This window comes from Lysobacter niastensis, from assembly GCF_015453285.1.
In the GTDB taxonomy this organism is placed as follows: domain Bacteria; phylum Pseudomonadota; class Gammaproteobacteria; order Xanthomonadales; family Xanthomonadaceae; genus Lysobacter_J; species Lysobacter_J niastensis.
In genome coordinates, this window is the sequence record NZ_JADLZT010000001.1 from 186,968 (window position 1) to 208,349 (window position 21,382).

Genomic DNA, 21,382 nt, shown 5'->3' on the forward strand with positions numbered 1-21,382 from the left:
GCTCATTGTAGACCGCGGAAAAAACTACGGCCCCTTGCGGGGCCGTAGTGGATACAACGGTGTTGCGACCGATCAGAACTTCTGCGAGTAGCGCATGTAGAAGAACTGGCCCGGGACCTCGTACTGCGGGTCGAACGAGTTGGCGAACGTGGTGACCGAGACCGGCGGGTCCTTGTCAAACACGTTGTTGATGCCGACGGTGATCTTCGCGTTCCACGGCGCGTTCCAGTAGGCGCTCACATCGTGGTACGTGACCGCACCGATGTGACGCTCTGCTGCATTGCGCTGGGTGAAGTTGTCGCCACCAGCCGTACCGTCCCACACGCCGTTGCCGTTCGCATCGTTCGGCACAGCGATGATGCGGTCGGTGTCGGTGCAGAGGAAGCCGTAGCCGTAGTCTTCCAGGGCCTGGCAGTTCTCGGTCTGCGACGAGTAGTAGCGCATGTTCCAGGTCGCACCGAAGTCGCCCATCTCCCAGCGCGTGGCCAGGTTGGAGCGGATGCGCCAGGCGTTGCTCTGGTTCGGACCGTCGTACTCGCCGACCTGGTTGCCACCCTCGTTGAAGAACAGCGGCTGGCCGATGGCCGGCACTTCCATCTCGTCTTCGCCGAACTGGCCGTCGCCGTCGATATCGTCTTCCTGGCTGGCCAGGTAGGTCGTATCCCACGAGAAGCTGAACTTGCCCCACGAGGTTTCCGGCAGGCGGTAGCCGATGGTCAGGTCGTAACCTTCGACTTCCGTGCCACCGATGTTGGTGGTGGTGTTCAGCAGGGTCTGGATGTTGCCATCCGGACGGCGGGTGTACAGGGCGCAGGTCGGGCCGGCGCCGCCGGAGTCCAAGCACTGCTGGATGATCGCGGCGCCACCGATCGTGGTGATCGCGTCCTCGATCTTGATGTTCCACCAGTCAAGCGCGATGTCCAGGCCTTCCACGAAGCTCGGGCTGTAAACCAGGCCCAGGGTCTTCGAGGTCGAGGTTTCCGGCTGCAGGTTCGGGTTACCGCCGACCGTGATGCGGATCTGCTGGTTGTCCTGCTGGTAGCCGCCTGCCGGCACGCCTTCGGCGACGCAGCGCGCCTGAGCGCCCGGAGTCTGATTGCCGAAGTTGGCGTTGTTGCAGGGGTCGCTCAGGGTCGGGAACGAGTCAGCCTGACCGGTGAACAGCTCGGAGATGGACGGAGCGCGGAAGCCTTCCGACCAGTTACCACGAACCATCAGGTCGTCGATCGGCTTCCAGCGGAAACCGAACTTGCTGTTCAGCGTGTCGCCGAAGTTCGAGTAATCCGAGTAGCGGGTCGCCAGCGAGAAGTCGAGCAGCTTGGCGAACGGCACGTCGGCCAGCACCGGCACGGCCAGTTCGAGGTAAGCCTCGTCCAGGTCGTAGCCGCCGTTGGTGGCGGTACGGGCGTTACCGGTGGTGTTGCCCGAGTTGATCAGGGCGTCCGGCGAGTCGTAGCCGTCTTCGGTGCGGTGTTCCAGGCCGAACGAGAAGCCCAGCGCGCCACCCGGCAGATCGAACAGGTCGCCGCTGACGTTGGCGTAGTAGTTCTTCTGGGTGTACTGGTACTCGTCGTGCGCGGTGAACGACACGAAGTTCAGCATTTCCGGCGTGATGCTGCCGACGCCGCCCAGCAGGTTCAGCGGAACGCAGCCGGCGATGATGGCGGTCGGGGTGCCGCAGCGCGCAACGCCGTTGGCGTCACGGAACGACGGGCCCAGCGCCTGCTTCAGCGCGATGACGTTCATCAGGCCGAAGGTGGTGTTGTTCGCCTGGTTCTCACCGCGGAAGTAGCCGGCTTCCCAGTCGAAGTACTTCTCGCCGAAGGTCAGGGTGCCTTCAAAGCCGGCGTTCACCGCGAAGGTGGTGACCTTCTGGTTGAACGAACGGCCGCCGGTCTCGACGAAACGGCGGTTGATGCGCGAGATGTCCTGGCCGAACGGGTTGTAGACGCTGTTGCGGCTGATGAACACCGCCTGGCTCATCGGGTTCGCACCCGGGGCCGTACCCAGCACCACCGGCATGGCGGCGAGCAGCTGCTCGGAGACACGCTCGTTGTAGGTGATGGTGGTCTTGAAGCGGATGTCGTCGGTCACGTCGACGGTCGCGTTACCGAAGACCGAGCGGCGCTCCTGCGGGGTCAGCAGGTAGTTGTCCGGGGCGAAGTTGTAGATGTCGCCCGGGATCGCGAACGGACGCGGGGCGCTGGTGCCGCCGTTGTCATACGTGAAGGTGCCCGCACCGCCGTTGAAGTTGGTCTGGGCGCCGGTGCAGACGTTGGTGGCGGTGTTGAAGCCACCCGGGCAGAGCGCGAAGCGGCCGCCCGGCGTGGTGCCGGAGCCGAACGAGTTGCCGGTGCCGACGATCGGCTCCTTGGAGATGTCACGGTCGCCGGCCATGACCGGCTCTTCCTTGACGTAACCGAAGCCCAGCATCGCCGAGAAGCGGTCGCTGCTGCTGCCGATGGTGAAGTCATAGGCCTGACGCGTGCCGTCGCCCTTGTCGAACTGACCGAGGTAGGCGTTGGCTTCAGCGCCTTCGAAGTTCGAGCGCAGGATCACGTTGACCACGCCGGCGATGGCGTCCGAGCCGTAGATCGTCGAGGCGCCGTCCTTCAGGACTTCAATGCGCTCGACCGCGGCGGTCGGGATGGTGTTCAGGTCGACCGCGCCACCGAGACCGGTGCCGCCGACCCAACGCTTGCCGTTCACCAGCACCAGGGTGCGGTTCGAGCCGAGGTTACGCAGGCTGACGCGGGTTTCGCCGTTACCGCCGTTGTTGAACGTGCTGTTGAGGGTCGAACCGTTGGCGGTGATGTTCTGGATGACATCGCCGACCGAGGTCAGGCCCTGCGCCGTGATGTCATCGCGGCTCAGCGAGAAGATCGGCTGCGAGGTCTCGATGTCCGCACGCTTGATGCGCGAACCCGTGACTTCGATGCGATCGAGGGTGGTGGCTTCCTTCTCCGTTTCCTGGGCCAGGGCAACGCCCGTGCCGGCAAGGGCGGTGGTGCCCACGGCGAGCGCGAAGCTGATCGCGTCCCGGAGCTGGGTGGTCTTCAAGGTCATCTCTCTCTCCAAGTGTGTCTTGGGTAATCCCATGGGGGCCGCCGGTTGGCGCAAAAAAATGCACCTAAGTCGGCAAGGCCGTCCCGATACTAGCCACGTCTGGCGAGAAATTAAAGTGTCGTTAACTGACGGTGTGAATCTCGTAATGGCCTGAGACAAAAAAACCTACGGCCCCGTATGGGGCCGTAGGTCTGTTGCGGGAAACGCCGTGTTTCAGGCGCTCCGGGTCGATCAGAAGCGCTGGCTGTACTTCATGTACCAGAAGCGACCGATGTCGTACTCACCGTCGAAGCTGAAGTTCGAGTTCGGCTGCGAGTACATGACCGGCGGTTCCTTGTCGAACACGTTGTTGGCACCGACGGCGACCGTAGCGTTCCACGGAGCATTCCAGCGGACCTGGATGTCGTTGAACGTGACCGAGCCGGCGTTGCGGCGACGCGACAACGTGCTGGCCGGGGTGCCGTCAGCGAGCAGCGCACCGCTCGGAGCGAACACGATCTCGTCGCACTCCAGATGCGGTTCCATCACGTTCGGTGCGCCCGTGCCCGTCGGGGTGAAGTACGTGCAGGCTTCCTTCATGCCCGAGAAGTAACGCGCCATCCAGCTCACGCCGAACGAACCCATCTCCCACGACGCATTGAAGTTGGAGCGGATGCGGTGCGGGTTGCCCGCGCCGGCGCGGCCGACGGAGGACAGCGCGACCTGCGGAACGTTGCTGCCGACAAAGTAATCGGCCGACGTGTAGGTGCTGTTCGACTCGAAGTTGAAGGCACCCCAGCTCTCGGTCTTCAGGCGGTAGCTGAAGTCGACGTCGAAGCCCTCGACCTTGCGGAAACCGGCGTTGCGGTTGCCGAACGTCACCGTCGGGATGCCGTTGACCGGATCACGCGTGAACAGCGCCGCGACGCAGCGGCTGGCGATACCGATCACGTAGCAGTCGTCGAGGATGGCGCTGGACGTGTCGGCGACGATGGTGTCGGCGATGCGGATCTTCCACCAGTCCACCGACGCGCTGAAGCCTTCCAGGAAGCCCGGGCTCCAGACGAAGCCGATCGTCTGCGACTTGGAGATTTCCGGCGTCAGCGTCGGGTTGGAGCCCGACGTGAAGGCGACAGGCGTCTGCGCCGGCTGCGTGCCGACCGGGACGAAGCCCTGGCCGAGCTGGCGATAGGTGTTGCCGAGCGCCGCACCCATCCCACCGTTGCCGCCGACACCGTTGATGCAGTTGTTGCGCACCGCGGCGTTCGTGGCCGCAGTGCCACGCACGGTGTCGCAGGGGTCGGTGAACTGCGGGAACGTCTGCGAGCCGCCACCGAACAGGTCGGCGATGGTCGGAGCGCGGAAACCGTCGGCGTAGGTGGCACGCAACAGCAGCGAGTCGATCGGCTTCCACTTCAGGCCGAACTTGTTGTTGGTGGTCTCGCCGAAGGTGTCGTAGTCGGAGAAGCGCGTCGCCATGTTGAACGACAACTCACGCGCGCCCGGCAGGTCGGCCAGGATCGGGATCTGCAACTCGGCGTAGATTTCGTCGACCGTGTAGCCACCGCGGGTCGGGCCGGCGGCAAGGTTGGTCGAACCACCGGTCACCGACAGCGCGTCCGGAGTGAAGCCGCCTTCTTCCTTGCGGTTCTCGACGCCGACCGCGAAGCCGAGGTCGCCTGCCGGCAGCGCGAAGATGGTGCCGGCCAGGTTGGCCGAGATGACCGTGGTTTCGGTCTCGCCCTTCGAGTGCTCTTCCTGGAACAGGTAGTTGTGCAGGGCCTGGTTGTTCGTCAGGCCGCCCGGGCCTTCCACGCCGAACGGCAGGAACGGATTCCAGGGCGTGCAGCCGGCGATCGGCGCAGCCGCCGTACCGCAGACCGCCTGACCGTTGGCGGCGATGAACGACGGGCCCACGGCGGCGCGGACGTTGGCGAGGTTCAGGTTGCCGAACGAGTTCTGTTCCGACTCGTTCTTGTTCTTGAGGTAGGAAACATCCCAGTCGAACACGCGGTCGGCGAACTCGAAGCTGCCTTCGAACGCGCCGGTGAAACGGTAGGTGGTCAGGGCGCTATCGGTGACGCGCGGCTGCTCCCACGTACGGCGCCACCAGTTGGAGATCGTCGCACCGGTCGGGTTGAATGCGCTGGTCGCCGCCATCGGGGTGGCGAACGACGCGGCCTGCATCGGGTAGCCGGCGATGTCGCGGCGGCTCTCACGATGGCTGTACATCAGGTCCGTGTGGAAGCGGATCGAGTCGTTGATGTCATAGATGCCGTTGACATACAGCGATTCGCGCTGGATCGGCTGACGCAGCGTCATCTGCTCGTTGGTGTTCGACTTATGCAGGGTCGAACCCGGGGTGCAGATGTTCGGACCCGGTGCGGCGACCGAGTTCGGAAGGCAGGTGCCGGTAGCAATATCCTGACGGATGTAGTCGGCGATGTTGCGCGGGTTGCCGCCCTCGCGGAGCACCACGCGCGTGCCGGCGGGCAGGCCCGGGACGGCGGTGGTGGCGGTGGTGGTGAAGCCACCGTACTGGCCCACGGGGGTCCAGTTGTCGGTCGCGTGCTCGCTGCCGCGCGAGAACGCGCTGTACGGACGGTCCTTGGCCCACACCTCGTCTTCATCGGACCACTCGGCGGCGGCGGTCAGCGAACCGCGATCACCGGTGAAGCCCATGACGAAGTCGCCCTTGGTGATGCTGCCGTCGCCTTCGTCGTACTGACCGTAGTAAGCGCTGGCCGTCGCACCTTCGAAGTTCGAGCGGGTGATGATGTTGATCACGCCGGCGATGGCGTCGGAGCCGTAGATCGACGAGGCGCCGTCCTTCAGGACTTCGATGCGCTCCACGGCGACGGCCGGGATCGTCGAGACGTCGGACAGGCCGCTCGTGGTGATGCCCAGGCGCTTGCCGTTGACGAGCACCAGGGTGCGCGCGGCGCCCAGGTTGCGCAGGCTGATGAACGTACCGCCGGAAGCTTCACCAGCCGACAGCGGAGCTGCACGGCTGATCGGCGGCGAACCGGTGGCGCTGATGTTCTGCAGGATGTCAGCGACGGACTGGAAGCCCTGCTTTTCGATGTCCTGGCGGGTGATCTGCAGAACCGGCTGAGCGGTTTCCAGATCGACCTGGCGGATGCGCGTGCCGGTAACTTCGATGCGGTCCAGGTTGGTCGCTTCTTGCGCGGCTTCCTGAGCGAAGGCGGCGCCAGCGGCGGCAGTCGTTCCGATTGCGAGCGCAAACGCGATCGCGTCGCGGAGCGGCGTGGTCTTAAAAGTCATTTCTTCTCTCTCTCCAAAAAGAACGGGTCACTTCCCCCATGGGCCCGGCCGAAAGCATCAAAAAAAGAAGCAGACTCGGCAAAGCTGTCCCGATCTTAACCAGAAGTTTAGATAGAGTGAAAGATGCGTTAATTCTTTAGTGCGGGTCGCGTCGACGGAGCCAATTTCCGGACGGAGGCGTATCGATCGCGAAACGCAGGCAACTGGCGGCTCGCCCCGCACAGGCGCGCGTAATCGACCGCCAGGTCGCGGGTACGGGGTGGGGTGAGGGACGTGCGTCTTTGATGCGGCGCACAACGGCCGCGAAGGGTGCTTGAGGAGAAAAGGCGGGACTACCCGCCGGCCGTGCCGAGGCCGCTGACCGTCAGAGGTCTTGTTCGTAGCGGACGTAGGGCATGGTGCCCTCGTCCTGGTCGTCATTGGCCGGGGCGAACGGATTCTTGCCGCGGGTGACGACGTTCTCGGCGCCAACTGTCAGCTGGCCGCTCCAAGGCGTGCGCCAGGTCAGGCCGACGCCCAGACCCTGCCACTGGCCTGCCTGGCCGGGTGTATCCACGACGCGGCCGATGATGTTGGCACCGAAGTCGCCGACGTTGGCTCCGATGGTCAGCGTCTTGCTGGTCCAGCGATCCGATACCTCGGCAGGGAGGTCGCCGGCCGGGATCAGCCTGGCGCGTGCCAGAGTTCCGCCGATCGAGACGGTCGCCTCGCGGCCGATGTTCTTCTGGCCGTAGAGCGTCAGGGTGTTCTGGTCGAACTTGCTGGCCTTGTTGCTCGGGCTCAGCCAAGTGGGAAGCGTGTCGCGCCCGGTACCCACCTGCAGGCCGACCTTGCCGCCGGGGCGGGTTAGGCTTGCGCCGGCCAGCGCCTGGCGGCTGCCGCCGCGATCGTCGTTGTCGTCGAGGGCTGCCAGCATGCAGTGGTTCGCGAGGCTGCCGATCGTGTTGGCCAGCCCGGTCCGGCGGTCGCAGATCACGCCAAGCGTATCGCCGGTGTCCAGGCCGAAAGCCGCGTCGAGCGTGGTGTTGCCTCCGCGCCAGCGGGCACCCGCGGTCGGGATTCCGGTCGGCTCGAGTTCGAGGAAGGCTTCGACCTTGCCGCTGGCCTTGTTCCAGACCGGCAGGACGGTGGTATCGCGGGTCCCGGCCTTGTTCAACGACTGCGCATGCGCGCCTGCTGCCACGCCGAAGGCGAGCATCAAAACGAACGGCAGTCGTAGCAGATGGTTCCGCATGGTCCGGTTACGACCGGCACGACGCCGGCGAGTTCCCCTGTCCTTAGGCCCGAATTATAGGCGATTTATGTTTCCTTAACAATCTCGGACTGCCGTATTCCCCATTACTGCACCCGGTCGGGTGCGTCGAGCTCGATCGCGGTCTTGGAAAAGAGTGTGGCGATCTGCTGCTCGTCAAACCGATACGTCTGTCCGCAAAACTCGCAACGGACCCTGGCTTCACCATCGGCCACCGCCGCCGTCGCCTCGTCCTCCCCGAGGGAGACGAGCATGGCCTCGACCCGCTCCCGGGAGCATGAACAGGCGAAGCTCAAGGGCTTGTGACCAAGGATCGCCACACCATCCTCGTGGAACAGGCGGGTCAGCAGGTCGCTCGAGTCCCACTCCAGCAGTTCCTGGGTGGAGAGGGTGTCGAACAGGGCTCCGGCCCGGTTCCAGCCGTCCTCGTCACCCTCGTCGCCCGGGAGTTTCTGCAGCATCAGGCCGGCGGCCCGCTGGTCATCGGCGGCCAGCAGCAGCCGGGTCGGCAGCTGCTCGGACTGCCGGAAGTAATCCTCGAAGGCGCCTGCCAGCGAATCCGACTCCAGCGCTACGAGCCCCTGGTAGCGCATGGGGTCGCGACCATTCGCGGTCGGAGGATTCTCGATGGTGATGGCGAGCACCGCCTGCGGACCAAGGTCGCGCAGGTCACGCGAAACCGAGCCCTCTTCCGCCAACTGGGCGATGCCGCGCAACGTGCCGGCCGCGGTGCATTCGGCGAACAGCGTGCGCAGTGCACCATCGCCGCGCAGTTGCACGGACAAGCGGCCGTCGACCTTGGCATGGCCGGTGAACAGCGCCGCCGCGGCTGCGGCTTCTCCAAGCAGTTCGGCGGCCGCCTGCGGGTATTCGGCGCGCTCGCGGATCTGCCGCCACGTATCCTCCAGATGTACGCGAACGCCGCGCACACCGGCGGTGTCGATCAGGAATCGGGTGAGCTGGTCGCGATCGTCGGTGCGGGAGGCGGTCGGTTCGGTCATCGTGATACCCGTGCGGCGGGCGCGCTGCATCGCGGATAATGCGCGCGCCGATGTGAAGGGGAGTTACCGGAAATGGGGATGGGATGTCGGAAGTGCAAGCGGTGAATCAGCCGGTCCGGGCCGCGCGCAAGCGTCTTCGTTGGTGGCGGTGGTTGTTGGCCCTGCCGTTCCTCTTCGTGGCCGCTTCGGTGTTGCAGGTGGCTGCGTTGCGTTTCATCGATCCGCCATTCAGCGCCTTCATGGTGTCACGCCAGCTCGAGGCATGGGGCGAGGGCGACTGGGGGTTCCGCATCGCCCACGACTGGCGCGACCTCGACGAGATCTCGCCAAACCTGCCGGTGGCGCTGGTCGCCTCTGAGGACCAGAACTTCGCCGATCACTTCGGCTTCGACCTGAAGGCGATCGAGAAGGCGCGCAAGGCGAACGCGCGCGGGCGCAAGATCCGCGGCGGCAGCACGATCAGCCAGCAGACCGCGAAGAACCTGTTCCTGTGGAGCGGCCGCAGCTGGGTACGCAAGGGCATCGAGGCCTGGTACACGCTGCTGCTCGAAGTGATGTGGCCGAAGCACCGCATCATGGAGGTCTACGTCAACATCGCCGAGTTCGGCGACGGCGTGTATGGCGCGCAGGCAGCAGCGCGCACCTACTTCCACAAGGACGCTTCGCGCCTGGCGGCGGTCGAGGCTGCCCGCATGGCCGCTGTGCTTCCCAGTCCGCGCCGCTACAGCGTCGTGCGTCCGGGGCCATACGTGCAGCGCCGCACCCGCGCGATCCTGCGGCAGATGCGCTACATCGGCGGCGACGGCTACCTCAAGCAGATCGATTGATCGGCGGCTCACGATTCCTGGCCTCTCGGTGGTCCGCCACCGCCGGCACCGTCCGTGTACCGGCGTTCGCGCAGGTCAAGCGCAACGCGCTCCGGTAGAGCAGGAGCCTGCGAGCTCGCAGGGCCGCCTCGGCGCTCGAAGAGAACATGAGCCCACACGCCGCACCGCTTCACCCCTCCGTCGATGCCATTCGATATTTCATTAAATATGGAAATGTGTCAGGAAGTGCGAGGGCGCCGCTACTATTCAGGCATGAATCGCCACCGCCTCACCGTCGTTGTCGCGGCCTTCAACGAGGCCGAAAGCCTGCCCCTGCTGCAACCGCGCATCGGCGCCGTGCTCGATGCCTTGTCCGCGGACGGCGTGGAGGGCGCGGTGCTGTATATCGACGACGGCAGCACCGATGGGACCTGGGATGTCATGCAGCGATTGGCTGCAGCCGACTCCCGTGTCGCCCTGCTTAGGCTCTCGCGCAACTTCGGCAAGGAACTGGCGCTGACCGCCGGCTTGGACCGGATCGAGGAGGGCGCCGCGCTCATCCTGGATGCGGACGGACAGGACCCGCCGGAGCTGATCCCGCAATTCGTGGCCAAATGGCGCGAGGGCTATGACGACGTGCACGGCACGCGCATGGAGCGCGACGGCGAGGGCTGGCTCAAGCGCAGCACCGCGCATGCCTTCTACCGGGTGATAGGCCGCCTCTCGAAAACGCCGATTCCGGCCGACACCGGCGACTTCCGGTTGCTGTCGCCACGCTCGCTCGATGCGCTGCGTCAATTACGCGAGCGACATCGCTTCATGAAGGGGCTGTTCGGCTGGGTCGGTTACAACCGGGTGGCGATCGAGTACCACCGCGAACCGCGCAGCGCCGGGCACAGCAAGTTCAATTTCTGGCGGCTCTGGAACCTGGCGCTGGAAGGCATCACCAGCTTCTCGACGGCGCCGCTGCGGCTGGCCACCTACCTCGGCCTGCTGACCGCACTGATCGCGTTCGTCTACGGCGTATGGGTGATCCTGAAGGCCCTGTTCTGGGGGGACCCGGTCGCCGGCTGGCCGACGATGATGGCGGTGATCCTGTTCCTCGGCGGTGTCCAGCTGATCGCGCTCGGACTGATAGGGGAGTACCTCGGGAGGCTGTACGAGGAGTCCAAGCAGCGCCCGCTCTATCTCGTCGACACCTGGTTGCCGGGTGGGCCTGCCAACGCCCGTGAAGCAGGTCGCGCCGAACAAGAGGCCGCGCGAGACAAGGAAGAGCGACTGAGTGGATGTCGATCCACGATTGAGCGATGACGCTGTGTCGCGCGGCCTCTTGTCCGGCCCTGCGGGTTGCTCCCCAGTAGCTGCCATGCGGCGCCGCGCGACTTGACCTTGCAATCAGCAAGGCGCTGCGTCGCACAACACCACCTGGACTACTGGAGAGCAACGCGGCCTGCTTCACGGGCGTTGGCAGGCTCACAGGAGTATCCTCGGGAAAAACCCCGCCTGCAGACGGAGACGGCCATGCGCACCGTGCGTCAACTGCTCGAAGCGAAAGCGCCTGAGATCTACGCGATAAATCCTGACGCGCCGGTCATCGAGGCAATCCGCCTGATGGCGGACAAGCGCATCGGTGCGTTGCTGGTACTTGATGGCGGACAGCTGGTCGGCATCGTTTCCGAGCGCGACTATGCCCGCAAGGTGGTGCTGCAGGGACGTTCGTCGGCCGACACGCCGGTGCGTACGATCATGAGCACGGACGTCGTCACGGTGGGGCTCGGCGACAGCGCCGAACACTGCATGCAGATCGTCACCGAACGACGGTTCCGCCATCTTCCCGTCGTGCACAACGGCGAGGTGCTCGGCGTCGTGTCGATCGGCGACCTGGTCAAGGCTGTGATCGAGGACCAGCAGTTGGAACTCGACCAGCTCCAGACCTACATCCGCCACGCGTAATCGGCATTTGCAGGCGGTGCGCAACAGCCTTCAGAGGCATCGCATCCAGCGGCCGCAACCGTTATTTCGCGTACTTCCCGCCGCAGCCCGCGTCCTCGCCGGGTCCCAGTTCCAGTGTCGCCAGCAGCGCCGCTGGCGGCGTGATCGTGGCGAGCGTCAGCGCAATGCCGCCACGCAAGCCGAGGCGCCCGAGGTCCGGATGCAACTGCGGGTGTTTGAACGTGCCGTCCAACTGCAGCGGCGTGCGAAACGCCAGCAGGCTGCGGTCCTTCGGGCGCGGTTTGATCGTGAGGTCGAGCTTCTCGTCCCGCAGACTGATCGTTCCGGATCCGACCAGGAGCGTGTCGGTGGTGTCGAATGCGAGCGCGCGTGCGGTCATCACGCCGTCGTCGATGGCGAAGTCGCCGAACGCGCAGCGCAGCGGAATCAGCTGGTCGCCTGACAGCTCGAACTTGATGATCTCGGCCAGGTCGATGCCGGCCATTTCCATCAGCAGATTACTGATCTTGCCCCGGCCCATGCCCAGAAACGCCTGTCCGTCGGCGCTGCCCAATATCCTGGCGACCGAGTTGCCCTGTCCGTTGATCGACACCTTGCCGCCGAGGCGGCCTACCGCATTGCCGGCGAGCTTCACCTGCGGCAACAGTTTCGAAAGTTCCAGGTCGCGGCTCGTGATGTCCGCGCGCGTGCGGATGATCTGCGCACGTGCGTCCATGTGGACGATCGAACGGATGGTGCCGCCGGCGACACCGAAATCGAGCGGGTCGAGCCGCAGCACGCCGTTCTCGAGCAGCAGGTGGGCGTCCATGTCGTCCAGGGGCAGCCGGGGCGCATTGATGCGTGCCGCACGCAGGCGCACGTCGGCATCCATCGCGCGCAGTCTCTCCAGTTCGTAGGGCGTGTCGGGCAGGACGCGGCCGCTGGCCTGCGCGCTTGCCGACTGCGCGGCGAGTTCGGGATTGCTGGTTTCGCCTTGTCCGGTCTGCGGGGCTCCGCCCACGAAGCCGGCCAGGTCGTCGATGTCGAGCCGCTTTGAACGCAGGTCGGCACGGAAGTACGGCCGATCGCCGGTCGTGTCGATGCTGGCGTCGCCGGCCATGTCGCTGTCGCCGACCCGGCCGCTGAACTTCCGGTAATACCAATGCTCGCCATCGCGGACGAAGCGCCCGTCAAGCTGGTAAGGGGGCGTGGGCGGAATCGCAATGCCAGTGAGTGGATACAGGTCCGCCAGGTCGCGTCCGGACAGCGTCATCTGCAGGTCGAAGACGTTGAGGCGAAGCGGGTCGCTGAGGATGCCGCGGGCGTGTGCGTGCGTCGCGCCCGCCGTGGCGCGAAGGTCGATGCGGTAGGGCGCCTCAGGCTCACGCAGGGCGAGCGGCGACTGCGCGTTGCCTGTCACCTTGAATGCATTGCCTTTCCAGCGTCCGCCACCGACGATCGCGATAGGCGCATCCTCGCGTGTCTGGCCCGGCTGGCTGGCGATGCCGATCTGCAGGTCGCTGTGTTGCCGGGTGTCGACGAAGCGCAGGCGGCCGTCGTCGACCCAAAGCCTGCGCACCTCGGTCGCGCGGCCAGGAGTGCCGAAGATCCAGTTGCCGGGTCCGCCCGCGGGATTGGCTTCCAGCAGCAGCCGGGGCTGTGTCACTTGCAGGTCGAGTACGCGCGGCCGCATGCGCAGCAGCGAGCCGAGCGCGAAGCGCATGCGCATGCGTTCGGCCGTGGCCATGGTCGGTTCCTTCGACCATGCGGCATTGCCAAACCGCACGCGATCGAGCGTGAGGACGGGTGTTCGGCCGAGGTCGACGTCCAGATTGCCGGCGATGTCGAGTTCGCGGCCGGTGCGTGCTTCGACGATGCGCTCGACGGCACCGCGGAACCAGTTCCAGTCCCAGACCGCGAGCAATACCGCCAGGGCGAGCATCAGCAGCCCCAATGCGCTCAGCCAGGGATGACGTTCCGCCCAGATACGTCGTTCGGGATCACGCGGTCTTCTTCCTCCGCGCGGTTGCTGGTTGTCCTGCTGCGAGCCCATTCCGCCCGCCTTTCTGCCTGACACGCCGCTACCTTCGTCAGGCGCGGGTCAAATGGGAGTGAAGTCCGCGTGGGCGCCGAAGCGACGGTTCAGGTGCCACCGTGGATTTCAACCCGGGAGCAACGCCTTGGAGTCGACGACCTGCGCCATCACCGCCACGTAATGGCAGACGCTGCCACCGATCACGAACAGATGCCAGATGGCGTGCGAATAGGGCAGGTTGGGGCGGTGATAGAACACCGTGCCTAGCGTGTAGAACAGCCCGCCGGCCAGCAGCCAGCCGAGCGTCCATCCGTCCAGCGCTCCGAGCAGCGGTTTGATCGCGACGATCACCAGCCAGCCCATGGCGATGTAGATGATCGTCGACAACAACTTGAAGCGGCCGGTGTAGAACAGCTTGAACACGACACCCGCAAGCGCCAGCGTCCAGATCGCCGCGAACAGGCCCCAACCCCAGGGACCGCGTAGGCCGATGAGAGTGAAGGGCGTGTACGTGCCAGCGATCAGCAGGTAGATCGCGCAGTGGTCGAACACCTTCAGGCGCGCCTTGGCGACCGGATGCTGAATGGCGTGGTAGAGCGTCGAAGCCAAGTAGAGCAGCAGCAGACAGACACCGAACACGATGGCGCCCGCGAGCTGCCAGCCGTCCCCGAACAGCGCTGCCAGCGTGATCAGCACCGCGCCACCGGCCAATGCTGCGGTGGCGCCCAGGCCGTGGGTCAGGGCATTGGCCACCTCCTCGCGGAGCGAGTCGATGTCATGCGCGGGAGCGGCGTCGGTCGTGCGATCGGAGGATGAGGTCGACATACGGTGCAGCATCGTGACGGGTTATGGAGTATTTGCTCGATCGGGCCGGCATCGCAGCCAGGGCGTGACAACTGTGGCACGAAATCGCGGCCAGACCGCCGCTGCCACTATGATGCCTGTCCCAGCACAGCGACCCGGGCACCGGGCCACGATGATCATTTCCCACCAGCACCGGTTCGTCTTCGCGGCCATTCCCAAGACCGGCACGCACTCGGTCCGCCAGGCGTTGCGCGAGCATCTCAGCGCCGACGACCTCGAGCAGGTCGGCCTGTTCGTGAACAAGCGCTTCCCGTTCGAGGAGCTGGCGGCGATCAAGCACGGCCACATCACCCTGGAGCAGATCCGCCCGTTCCTCGGCGAAGATGCATTTGCGGACTATTTCAAGTTCGCGTTCGTACGCAATCCGTTCGACCGCTTCGTGTCCTACTGCGCATTCATGACCCGCGCCGATGGCGCGTTCCTGAAGAACCCGCAGCAGGTGATGCGCTACATCCTGTTCCAGGCGCGACCGCAGCAGCACGTGCTGTTCCAGCCGCAGCACACGTTCGTCACCGATGACGATGGTCTCATGCTGGCCGACCAGGTCGGCCGCGTGGAGGACATGCAGGGTTCCTACGACGCCATCTGCCTGCGCATCGGCATCCCCACCGAGCCGCTGAAGCAGGTCAACAGTTCGCGCCGCGGCAGTTACCGGGACTACTATGACCAGGAACTGATCGACGGCGTCGCCGAGTTCTATCGCCGCGATCTCGAACTGTTCGGATACGAGTTCTGACGATGCTTTCGCCCGCCGACATCCGACCCAACCCGCGCAAGACCACGAGCGTCCGCCGACTTGGTCGCCTCGACATCGCGCGCCTGCGCGAAGCGGTGCTGGCGATCCCCGAGGCGATGTGGGATGCCGAGAATGCCGACAAGCCGAACCGTTTCGAGGCACTAGATCGCACGCGCCACATCGTGTTCCGCTTCGTCAGCAATTTCCAGGACTGGCGGCAGTCGTACGACAGGCCGCTGTGGCACGAGTGGCGCGAACTGCTCGAGCCGGTGCTGGCGCAGGCCGTCGCACCTTACGGGTACGATCGCGCGGTGTTTCCGCGGGTGATGCTGGCGCGGATGGCACCAGGCGGTGTGATCAAGCCTCATCGCGACGCCAATCCGGCTGCCAAGTGGCCACACAAGATCCACGTGCCGTTGCTTACGAACGAACAGGTGACCTTCTTCGTCGATGGCGTGGGTTACCACTTCGAGGAAGGCGAGGCGGTCGAGGTCAGCAACATGGCCGTGCATGCGGTGGAGAACAACGGCACCAGCGACCGCATCCACCTGATCTTCGAGTATTACGACCAGGACCAGCCGGATCCGGAATGGCTGGCGGCGGTGATCGAAGCGGCACGCACGCGGGCTGCGACGCGCTGAGAATGCGCGCCGGCGCATGCACGATGCGCCGGACGCGCGGAAACCGTCTTACTGCGGCATGGCCTCGGCAGCGGCCTGCATCGCCTGCACCTGCTCGACGTAGCTTCCATAGCCCATGAAGAACAGGGCGATGCCCGCCAGGCTCATCAGCAGCGGCACCTTGTTCTCGCCGAAGTTCAGGACGCCGTAGAGCTGCGCGACAAACGGCACCAGCAGCGAGCCCAGGCCCCAAAGCACACCGCTCGAGCGGAACGCGTTGACGACCAGCCACAATCCGCCCACGGCGGACAGCAGTACACCCAACCAGAACATGGCCTTCTCCCCTAGTGTTGGACGCCGGGCTTTCCCCTCCCGGCGCGCCGATCCTAGCCCATTCAGGGAAGAAGTGTGACGTCAGTCAAAAGACGCGGCGTGGGCGTGCTCGCGCGTGGCCATGAACTGCACGTCCGGGGCGCGTTCCTGCGCGAGCTGCAGGTTGATGCGGGTCGGCGCCAGGTAGACCAGTTCGCCGGCAGCGTCGAGCGCGAGGTTCAGCGCGTTCTTGTCGCGGAACTCCTCCAGCTTCTTCTCGTTGCCGCAGCGGATCCAGCGCGCCGTGGCGACGTTGACCTGCTCGAAGCTGGCATCCACGCCGTATTCGTCCTTGAGGCGGTAGGCGACGACGTCGAACTGCAGCACGCCAACCGCGCCGAGGATCAGGTCGTTGCTCATCAGCGGGCGGAAGAACTGCGTCGCGCCTTCTTCCGACAACTGCGCCAGTCCCTTCTGCAACTGTTTGAGCTTGAGCGGATCGCGCAGGCGCGCGCGGCGGAACAGCTCGGGCGCGAAGTTCGGGATGCCGGTGAAGCTCAGCGCCTCGCCTTCGGTGAAGCTGTCGCCGATGGAGATGGTGCCGTGATTGTGGATGCCGATGACGTCGCCGGGCCACGCGTTCTCGGCGATCTCGCGGTCGGACGCCATGAAAGTCAGCGCGTTGGCGAGCTTCACTTCCTTGCCGCTGCGTACGTGGAAGGCCTTCATGCCGGCGCTGAACTGTCCCGAGCAGACGCGCATGAACGCCACGCGGTCGCGGTGCTGCGGGTCCATGTTGGCCTGGATCTTGAACACGAAGCCGGTGAGCTTGGGCTCGTAGGCTCCGACCTCGCGCGACGTGGTTTCGCGCGGCTTCGGTGCCGGCGCGTGTTCGACGAAGAAGTCCAGCAGCAGCTGCACACCGAAGTTGTTGACGGCCGAGCCGAAGAACACCGGGGTCTGTTCGCCGGCCAGGTACCTGGCCGGGTCGAACGGATGCGAGGCGCCCTCGACCAGTTCCAGTTCGTCGCGCAGTTCCTGCAGCATCTGCTCGCCGATGCGATTTGCCAGTGCCGGGTCGTCGACCGAGGTGAAGATCGTCGAGTCCTGGCGGGTGAAGTTGCGGCCTTGCTCGTACAGGTGCACTTCGCCGGTGATCAGATGCACCACGCCCTTCAGGCGCTGGCCCATGCCGATCGGCCAGGTGATGGGAGCGCACTGGATGCCGAGGACGCTTTCCACTTCGTCGAGCAGGTCGATCGGGTTCTTGCCCTCGCGATCGAGCTTGTTGATGAAGGTCATGATCGGCGTGTCGCGCAGGCGGCACACCTCCATCAGCTTGATCGTGCGTTCCTCGACGCCCTTGGCGACGTCGATGACCATCAATGCCGAATCGACCGCGGTGAGCACGCGATAGGTGTCCTCGCCGAAGTCGGCGTGGCCGGGCGTGTCGAGCAGGTTGACGATGCGGCCCTCGTACGGGAACTGCATCACCGAGCTGGTCACCGAGATGCCGCGCTCTTTCTCCAGCGCCATCCAGTCCGAGGTCGCGTGGCGGGCGGCCTTGCGGCCCTTGACCGAGCCGGCCATCTGGATCGCGCCGCCGAACAGCAGCAGTTTTTCGGTCAGGGTGGTCTTGCCGGCGTCGGGGTGCGAAATGATCGCGAACGTGCGGCGGCGGGCGGCTTCGAGGGAAACGTCGGACATGGCTACGGCGCGCGCGAGCGCGTCGGGAATGCGAGGGAAGGGCGCCATTATACGGGCAGTGGCGCCCGGGGCCGTCCTGATGGCCGGCATCGCGGTGAGCCGGCAGGCCTTGGACGGGCCAGGCGAAAGTGTGCCGGGCTCCGCAATTTCGTGAATCCGCTCCCCGGACGGCCTAAAGACCGGCCTGGAGCCGCCGCTACTTCCTCCGGAACCCGTTTTTGGAGGCAGTCGTGCGCATAGTGATCGTGGGCGAGGGAAGCAACCGGACCATCGAGTTGGACCGGGCACTGGCGGATTTCGACATGGAGGTGTCCTGGCTTGGCCCCGATGAGGCCGTGGCCCTGGCATCGGATCTGACCGTCCATGCCTTCGTGGTCGGGATGCGGGTCGGCGTACTGCACGGGCCCGCGCTGCTGGCCGAACTGGGGGCCAAGCACCCGGAGGCCGTCCGCATCCTGCTGCTCGATCCGGAGCAGGACCCCGGCGCGATGCTGGGTCTGGATTGTGCGCACCGCCTGCTGCCGCGGCCCATGGACGCAGGCGAGCTGATCGAGGCCGTCGAAAGCGTGGCCGACCTGCGCGGGCTGCTCGGCAGCAGCGAGATGAAGCAGGCGATTGGCCGCGTCGGCGCGCTGCCGCCTCCGCCGCGGCTGTACATCGAGCTGACCCGCCTGCTGCGCAACCCCGACGCCAGCAACTCGGCCATCGCCGGCATGCTGTCGCAGGATCCGGGCATTGCCGCCAAGGTGCTGCGCCTGTGCAACTCGGCGTACTTCTCCGGTGGCCGCGAGATCGCCGACATGCGCGCGGCGGTGACCCGCCTCGGCCATCAGGCGCTGCGCCGCCTGGTGCTGACCAGCGAGACCTTCGGCACGTTGCAGCCGGTAGGTGGCCTCGACCGCGAGGCGATGCAGGATCGCGCGCTGCGCACGTCGCGCCTGGCCGGCAAGCTGCTCGGCGGACCCAGCGCGGAAATGGCGTCCACCGCGGGCCTGCTCGCCGAAGTCGGGCTGCTGCTGCCCGGCCTGAAGCCCGGATCCGAGGACGGTCCGCACTACGCGGAAGCCGGTGCCTACCTGCTCGGGTTGTGGGGCCTGCCGATGCCGATCGTCGAGGGCGTGGCCTACCACCATCGCCCGACGAGCCTCCGCGCGAGCGGGTTCTGGGTGGCCGGTGCGGTGCACGTCGCCTCGGCGCTGGTCGGCGAACGGCCGGTCGACGAGGACTACCTGCGCTCCGTGGGACAACTCGACAAGCTGCCGCTGTGGCGCTCGCAGGCCGAGCCGTCACTGCAGGCGGCGTAACGCTTCATCGTGATTCCCAACCCTCTCACGCGCGAGCGGGGAGGGATTTTCTTTGGGAGCCTGAGCCTTACGGCGATCCGCTGGCGATGCGCAGCGGGCCACTGGGCCCGCGCATGCGGAACGGAATCGACTCCAGCCGCATGCCACGGTTTACCTGCACGGCGAAATGCAGGTGCGGGCCCGTGGTGAAGCCGGTGTTGCCGGACAGTCCGATCTGCTGTCCCGCGCGCACGCGCTGGCCGACGCGCGCCATCACGCCCTCGCTGCGCAGGTGCGCATACAGCGCCATCGTGCCGTCGTCGTGCAGGATGCGCACGAAGTTGGCACGCCCGCCGTAGCGCTCGCGGTTGAGGCCGGCCTTGTCGAAGTCGGACTCGACCTGCATCACCACGCCATCGCGCGCTGCGACGACCGGCGTGCCGACGTCGGCGGCGAAGTCCACCGCGTAGCGATTCTGCGAGTCGGTGTGGCTGAACTGTCCGCCGTAGCCCTGGTCGATGCGGAACTCGTCCTGGCGCAGCGGCAACAGGTACTCGATGTCTCCGGGCCGGGCGTTGGGATCGCCGGGCAGGCTGTCCATGCGCAGTTCAAAATCTCCGCCGCGCCCCGGGTCGGCGGCGCTCAGCACGGCGACGAGCGCGCTGCTGCGCGGCGGTACCATCGCGCGCGCCGGCAGTGGCGGATCGCCGACGATGTTGTTGCTGCGGCTGAAGCTCACCAGCACCTCGATCGGACCCGCCAGCGTGTTGTCCGCAAAGGCCAGATAGCGGCCGCCATCGCTTTCCACGCGCAGCCGTGCGATCGCACTGGGCTCGGCCTGGACCCGGATTTCCTTGACCGAACCCTCACGCGCGGCTGCGGTCTGGTTGGCGTTCGGCGCGCTGTCGCCGTAATGGGTCACGCCGTTCTTGTCGGTCCAGCGATAGACCTTGGCGGCATCGGCCACGGCGGCACTGCCCGCCAGGGCAAAAGCGCATGCGGCGATCGACAGGGTGCGCGGCACGTTCATCGGGAGCCGGCCGGAGCCGGGACTGGACGCGGAGGTGTCTAGCCTACTGCGTGCAGTCCTGTTCGAGCGAGAGGGCCTTGGCGACGTCGCGCAGGTCGAAGGCGCTGACCGATTTGTCGTCGTGCACCGCGAACAGCGCGCCACCGGGGAAGCTCGGGGTGGCAGCCGCATGCAGCGCCACGCCGTCGGTGTGCGCGGTGACCTTGCCTTCGAAGCTGCCCTTTGGCTGCAGCGTCACGCGGTCGAACAGGTGGAAGATCGTCAGCGGCGCGAGCTGGTCGACCGCGATCCAGTAACCGCCGCCGTCCGGGCAGGTCCACAGCGCCACGCCCTCGGCCTCGGCACCGAAGCTGTCCTGCGGCAGGCTGCGGCCGGTGTACTTGCCGCTGAAGGTGTACTCGCGCAGCGTCGACAGGTGGCGGCGGTCCTCGTCGGCGACCAGCATGCGGTCGTTGGTCGGGTCGCCGGAGATCGATTCGACCATGCGCAGCGCGCTTTCCTCGCTGGTGTCGCCGAACGAACCGCCGTAGTTCGCGCGCAGGCGGCCCGCCTGGTCGAACTGCACGCGATAGCGGCGCACGCGCTGGTCGAGTTCGGCGAACGGCGGAACCTGGTCGAATTTCTTGCCGTACATGAAGCTGTCGGTGATGTACGCCTCCAGTTCGCCCGGCTCGGTCTCGGTCAGCCAGATGCCGTAAGGACTGCGCAGTTCGGCATCGCCGAAGCTGCCGACCGGCTTGAACGACGGCAGCGACAGCACCTGCACACGGTGGTTGTCGCGCTCGACCACGAACAGCATGTCGCCGAACACGGCCACGCCATTGGGCCGGTCGAACTGGCCCAGGGCCGCGCCCTCGGAACCGATCTCGCGCAGGCGCTCGCCGCTGTCGGCGTCGAAGACCACCAGCCGGTGCGTCGATTTGGCCGAGGCGATCAGCCAGGTGCGGCCATCCTCGGTCGGCCAGGTCGCCAGCGAGTCCAGCTCGTCCTGCGGCGTTTCCGCGGAAACGTAGCGCTCGGCGACGGTGGTCACCTCCGGCGCGGTTTGCGGGGCCGGCGACGGCGTGGCGGTGCGGGGGGCGGTGGCGGTACAGGCGGTCAGCAGCAGTGCCGCTGCGAGCGCGGTCGGGAGCAGTTTCGTCATGCGCGAAGTGTATTCGCGAACCCTGAACGCGTGCGATGCCTTCCCGGTCGGCTGGCTCGGCTCCGGGCGGGGCGCTTATGACAAATCTTTCTATGCGGATAAAGCGATTGACAGGCCGCCGGGGCGGCAGGCAGACTGCGGCCATCCATCGAGACCGGCAGAGGGACAGGCCCTTTGAAGCCGGGGCAACCCAATCCGATGCAGCCCTGCTGCGCGGGTGAAGGTGCCAATTCCTGCGACAGGTCGCGCCCTACACAGGCACGCCGGTCGAAAGATGGTTGCGAAGCGCACTCCCACGCGGGTGCGCCTTGGCGACTCGCAGGCTCGATG

The 21,382-nt window shown here is 66.0% G+C and carries 16 protein-coding genes and 1 riboswitch; of the genes, 6 read left to right on the top strand and 10 right to left on the bottom strand.

The window, feature by feature from the left end; all coding sequences use genetic code 11:
- Window positions 1–72: 72 nt before the first annotated feature.
- The 4 genes from IU514_RS00815 to hslO form a co-directional block, all read right to left on the bottom strand.
- Entirely contained in the window at window positions 73–3,066 is a 2,994-nt protein-coding gene (locus IU514_RS00815; protein WP_194929170.1) for a TonB-dependent receptor plug domain-containing protein, read from the bottom strand.
- A 231-nt stretch (window positions 3,067–3,297) separates the two neighbouring features.
- Window positions 3,298–6,330, bottom strand: a complete 3,033-nt coding sequence (locus IU514_RS00820; protein ID WP_194929171.1) for a TonB-dependent receptor domain-containing protein — start codon at window positions 6,328–6,330, stop codon at window positions 3,298–3,300.
- Between the two features lie 364 nt (window positions 6,331–6,694).
- Window positions 6,695–7,528 (bottom strand): XOO1806 family protein, encoded by an 834-nt coding sequence (locus IU514_RS00825; protein WP_194929519.1) that lies wholly within the window; start codon window positions 7,526–7,528, stop codon window positions 6,695–6,697.
- A 140-nt stretch (window positions 7,529–7,668) separates the two neighbouring features.
- Window positions 7,669–8,583 (bottom strand): Hsp33 family molecular chaperone HslO, encoded by a 915-nt coding sequence (gene hslO, locus IU514_RS00830; protein WP_194929172.1) that lies wholly within the window; start codon window positions 8,581–8,583, stop codon window positions 7,669–7,671.
- Between the two features lie 83 nt (window positions 8,584–8,666).
- On the opposite strand from hslO, the gene mtgA reads away from it, so the two are divergent.
- The 3 genes from mtgA to IU514_RS00845 all read left to right on the top strand — a co-directional run bounded on the left by mtgA (window position 8,667) and on the right by IU514_RS00845 (window position 11,342).
- Entirely contained in the window at window positions 8,667–9,410 is a 744-nt protein-coding gene (gene mtgA / locus IU514_RS00835; RefSeq protein WP_194929173.1) for a monofunctional biosynthetic peptidoglycan transglycosylase, read from the top strand.
- 252 nt (window positions 9,411–9,662) lie between these two features.
- On the top strand, window positions 9,663–10,700 hold the full coding sequence (locus tag IU514_RS00840) for a glycosyltransferase family 2 protein (RefSeq protein ID WP_194929520.1): 1,038 nt from the start codon (window positions 9,663–9,665) through the stop codon (window positions 10,698–10,700).
- Between the two features lie 210 nt (window positions 10,701–10,910).
- On the top strand, window positions 10,911–11,342 hold the full coding sequence (locus IU514_RS00845) for a CBS domain-containing protein (protein ID WP_194929174.1): 432 nt from the start codon (window positions 10,911–10,913) through the stop codon (window positions 11,340–11,342).
- A gap of 61 nt (window positions 11,343–11,403) precedes the next feature.
- Here IU514_RS00845 and IU514_RS00850 read toward each other — a convergent pair whose 3' ends face one another.
- Window positions 11,404–13,374: an AsmA family protein gene (locus IU514_RS00850; RefSeq protein ID WP_228760390.1), complete on the bottom strand. Its 1,971-nt coding sequence runs from the start codon at window positions 13,372–13,374 to the stop codon at window positions 11,404–11,406.
- 108 nt (window positions 13,375–13,482) lie between these two features.
- A complete protein-coding gene (gene trhA / locus IU514_RS00855; protein ID WP_194929175.1) occupies window positions 13,483–14,181 on the bottom strand; it encodes a PAQR family membrane homeostasis protein TrhA in 699 nt (232 codons plus the stop codon).
- Between the two features lie 151 nt (window positions 14,182–14,332).
- On the opposite strand from trhA, the gene IU514_RS00860 reads away from it, so the two are divergent.
- Window positions 14,333–14,956: a sulfotransferase family 2 domain-containing protein gene (locus IU514_RS00860; RefSeq protein WP_194929176.1), complete on the top strand. Its 624-nt coding sequence runs from the start codon at window positions 14,333–14,335 to the stop codon at window positions 14,954–14,956.
- Between the two features lie 2 nt (window positions 14,957–14,958).
- A complete protein-coding gene (locus IU514_RS00865; protein ID WP_194929177.1) occupies window positions 14,959–15,597 on the top strand; it encodes an aspartyl/asparaginyl beta-hydroxylase domain-containing protein in 639 nt (212 codons plus the stop codon).
- Window positions 15,598–15,645: 48 nt separating this feature from the next.
- Here the strand turns inward: IU514_RS00865 and IU514_RS00870 are convergent, their stop codons facing one another.
- Both IU514_RS00870 and IU514_RS00875 read right to left on the bottom strand, forming a co-directional pair.
- A complete protein-coding gene (locus IU514_RS00870) occupies window positions 15,646–15,909 on the bottom strand; it encodes a hypothetical protein (RefSeq protein WP_194929178.1) in 264 nt (87 codons plus the stop codon).
- A gap of 81 nt (window positions 15,910–15,990) precedes the next feature.
- Window positions 15,991–17,595 (bottom strand): peptide chain release factor 3, encoded by a 1,605-nt coding sequence (locus IU514_RS00875; protein ID WP_194929179.1) that lies wholly within the window; start codon window positions 17,593–17,595, stop codon window positions 15,991–15,993.
- A gap of 230 nt (window positions 17,596–17,825) precedes the next feature.
- Between IU514_RS00875 and IU514_RS00880 the strand changes: the two genes are divergently transcribed.
- On the top strand, window positions 17,826–18,899 hold the full coding sequence (locus IU514_RS00880) for an HDOD domain-containing protein (protein ID WP_194929180.1): 1,074 nt from the start codon (window positions 17,826–17,828) through the stop codon (window positions 18,897–18,899).
- A 67-nt stretch (window positions 18,900–18,966) separates the two neighbouring features.
- Here IU514_RS00880 and IU514_RS00885 read toward each other — a convergent pair whose 3' ends face one another.
- Together IU514_RS00885 and IU514_RS00890 are read right to left on the bottom strand one after the other, a co-directional pair.
- Window positions 18,967–19,908: a peptidoglycan DD-metalloendopeptidase family protein gene (locus tag IU514_RS00885; RefSeq protein WP_194929181.1), complete on the bottom strand. Its 942-nt coding sequence runs from the start codon at window positions 19,906–19,908 to the stop codon at window positions 18,967–18,969.
- A gap of 43 nt (window positions 19,909–19,951) precedes the next feature.
- Window positions 19,952–21,052 (bottom strand): NHL repeat-containing protein, encoded by a 1,101-nt coding sequence (locus IU514_RS00890; RefSeq protein WP_194929182.1) that lies wholly within the window; start codon window positions 21,050–21,052, stop codon window positions 19,952–19,954.
- A 142-nt stretch (window positions 21,053–21,194) separates the two neighbouring features.
- A riboswitch (SAM riboswitch) is annotated at window positions 21,195–21,333 on the top strand.
- The last annotated feature ends 49 nt before the right edge of the window (window positions 21,334–21,382 follow it).

Coding starts and splice junctions, on each gene's coding strand:
- IU514_RS00845 (WP_194929174.1), top strand. CDS start 10,911: ATGCGCACCGTGCGTCAACTGCTCGAAGCGAAAGCGCCTGAGATCTAC.
- IU514_RS00870 (WP_194929178.1), bottom strand. CDS start 15,909: ATGTTCTGGTTGGGTGTACTGCTGTCCGCCGTGGGCGGATTGTGGCTG.
- IU514_RS00820 (WP_194929171.1), bottom strand. CDS start 6,330: ATGACTTTTAAGACCACGCCGCTCCGCGACGCGATCGCGTTTGCGCTC.
- IU514_RS00885 (WP_194929181.1), bottom strand. CDS start 19,908: ATGAACGTGCCGCGCACCCTGTCGATCGCCGCATGCGCTTTTGCCCTG.
- IU514_RS00890 (WP_194929182.1), bottom strand. CDS start 21,052: ATGACGAAACTGCTCCCGACCGCGCTCGCAGCGGCACTGCTGCTGACC.
- IU514_RS00840 (WP_194929520.1), top strand. CDS start 9,663: ATGAATCGCCACCGCCTCACCGTCGTTGTCGCGGCCTTCAACGAGGCC.
- IU514_RS00860 (WP_194929176.1), top strand. CDS start 14,333: ATGATCATTTCCCACCAGCACCGGTTCGTCTTCGCGGCCATTCCCAAG.
- mtgA (WP_194929173.1), top strand. CDS start 8,667: ATGTCGGAAGTGCAAGCGGTGAATCAGCCGGTCCGGGCCGCGCGCAAG.
- IU514_RS00875 (WP_194929179.1), bottom strand. CDS start 17,595: ATGTCCGACGTTTCCCTCGAAGCCGCCCGCCGCCGCACGTTCGCGATC.
- IU514_RS00865 (WP_194929177.1), top strand. CDS start 14,959: ATGCTTTCGCCCGCCGACATCCGACCCAACCCGCGCAAGACCACGAGC.
- trhA (WP_194929175.1), bottom strand. CDS start 14,181: ATGTCGACCTCATCCTCCGATCGCACGACCGACGCCGCTCCCGCGCAT.
- IU514_RS00815 (WP_194929170.1), bottom strand. CDS start 3,066: ATGACCTTGAAGACCACCCAGCTCCGGGACGCGATCAGCTTCGCGCTC.
- hslO (WP_194929172.1), bottom strand. CDS start 8,583: ATGACCGAACCGACCGCCTCCCGCACCGACGATCGCGACCAGCTCACC.
- IU514_RS00850 (WP_228760390.1), bottom strand. CDS start 13,374: ATGGGCTCGCAGCAGGACAACCAGCAACCGCGCGGAGGAAGAAGACCG.
- IU514_RS00825 (WP_194929519.1), bottom strand. CDS start 7,528: ATGCTCGCCTTCGGCGTGGCAGCAGGCGCGCATGCGCAGTCGTTGAAC.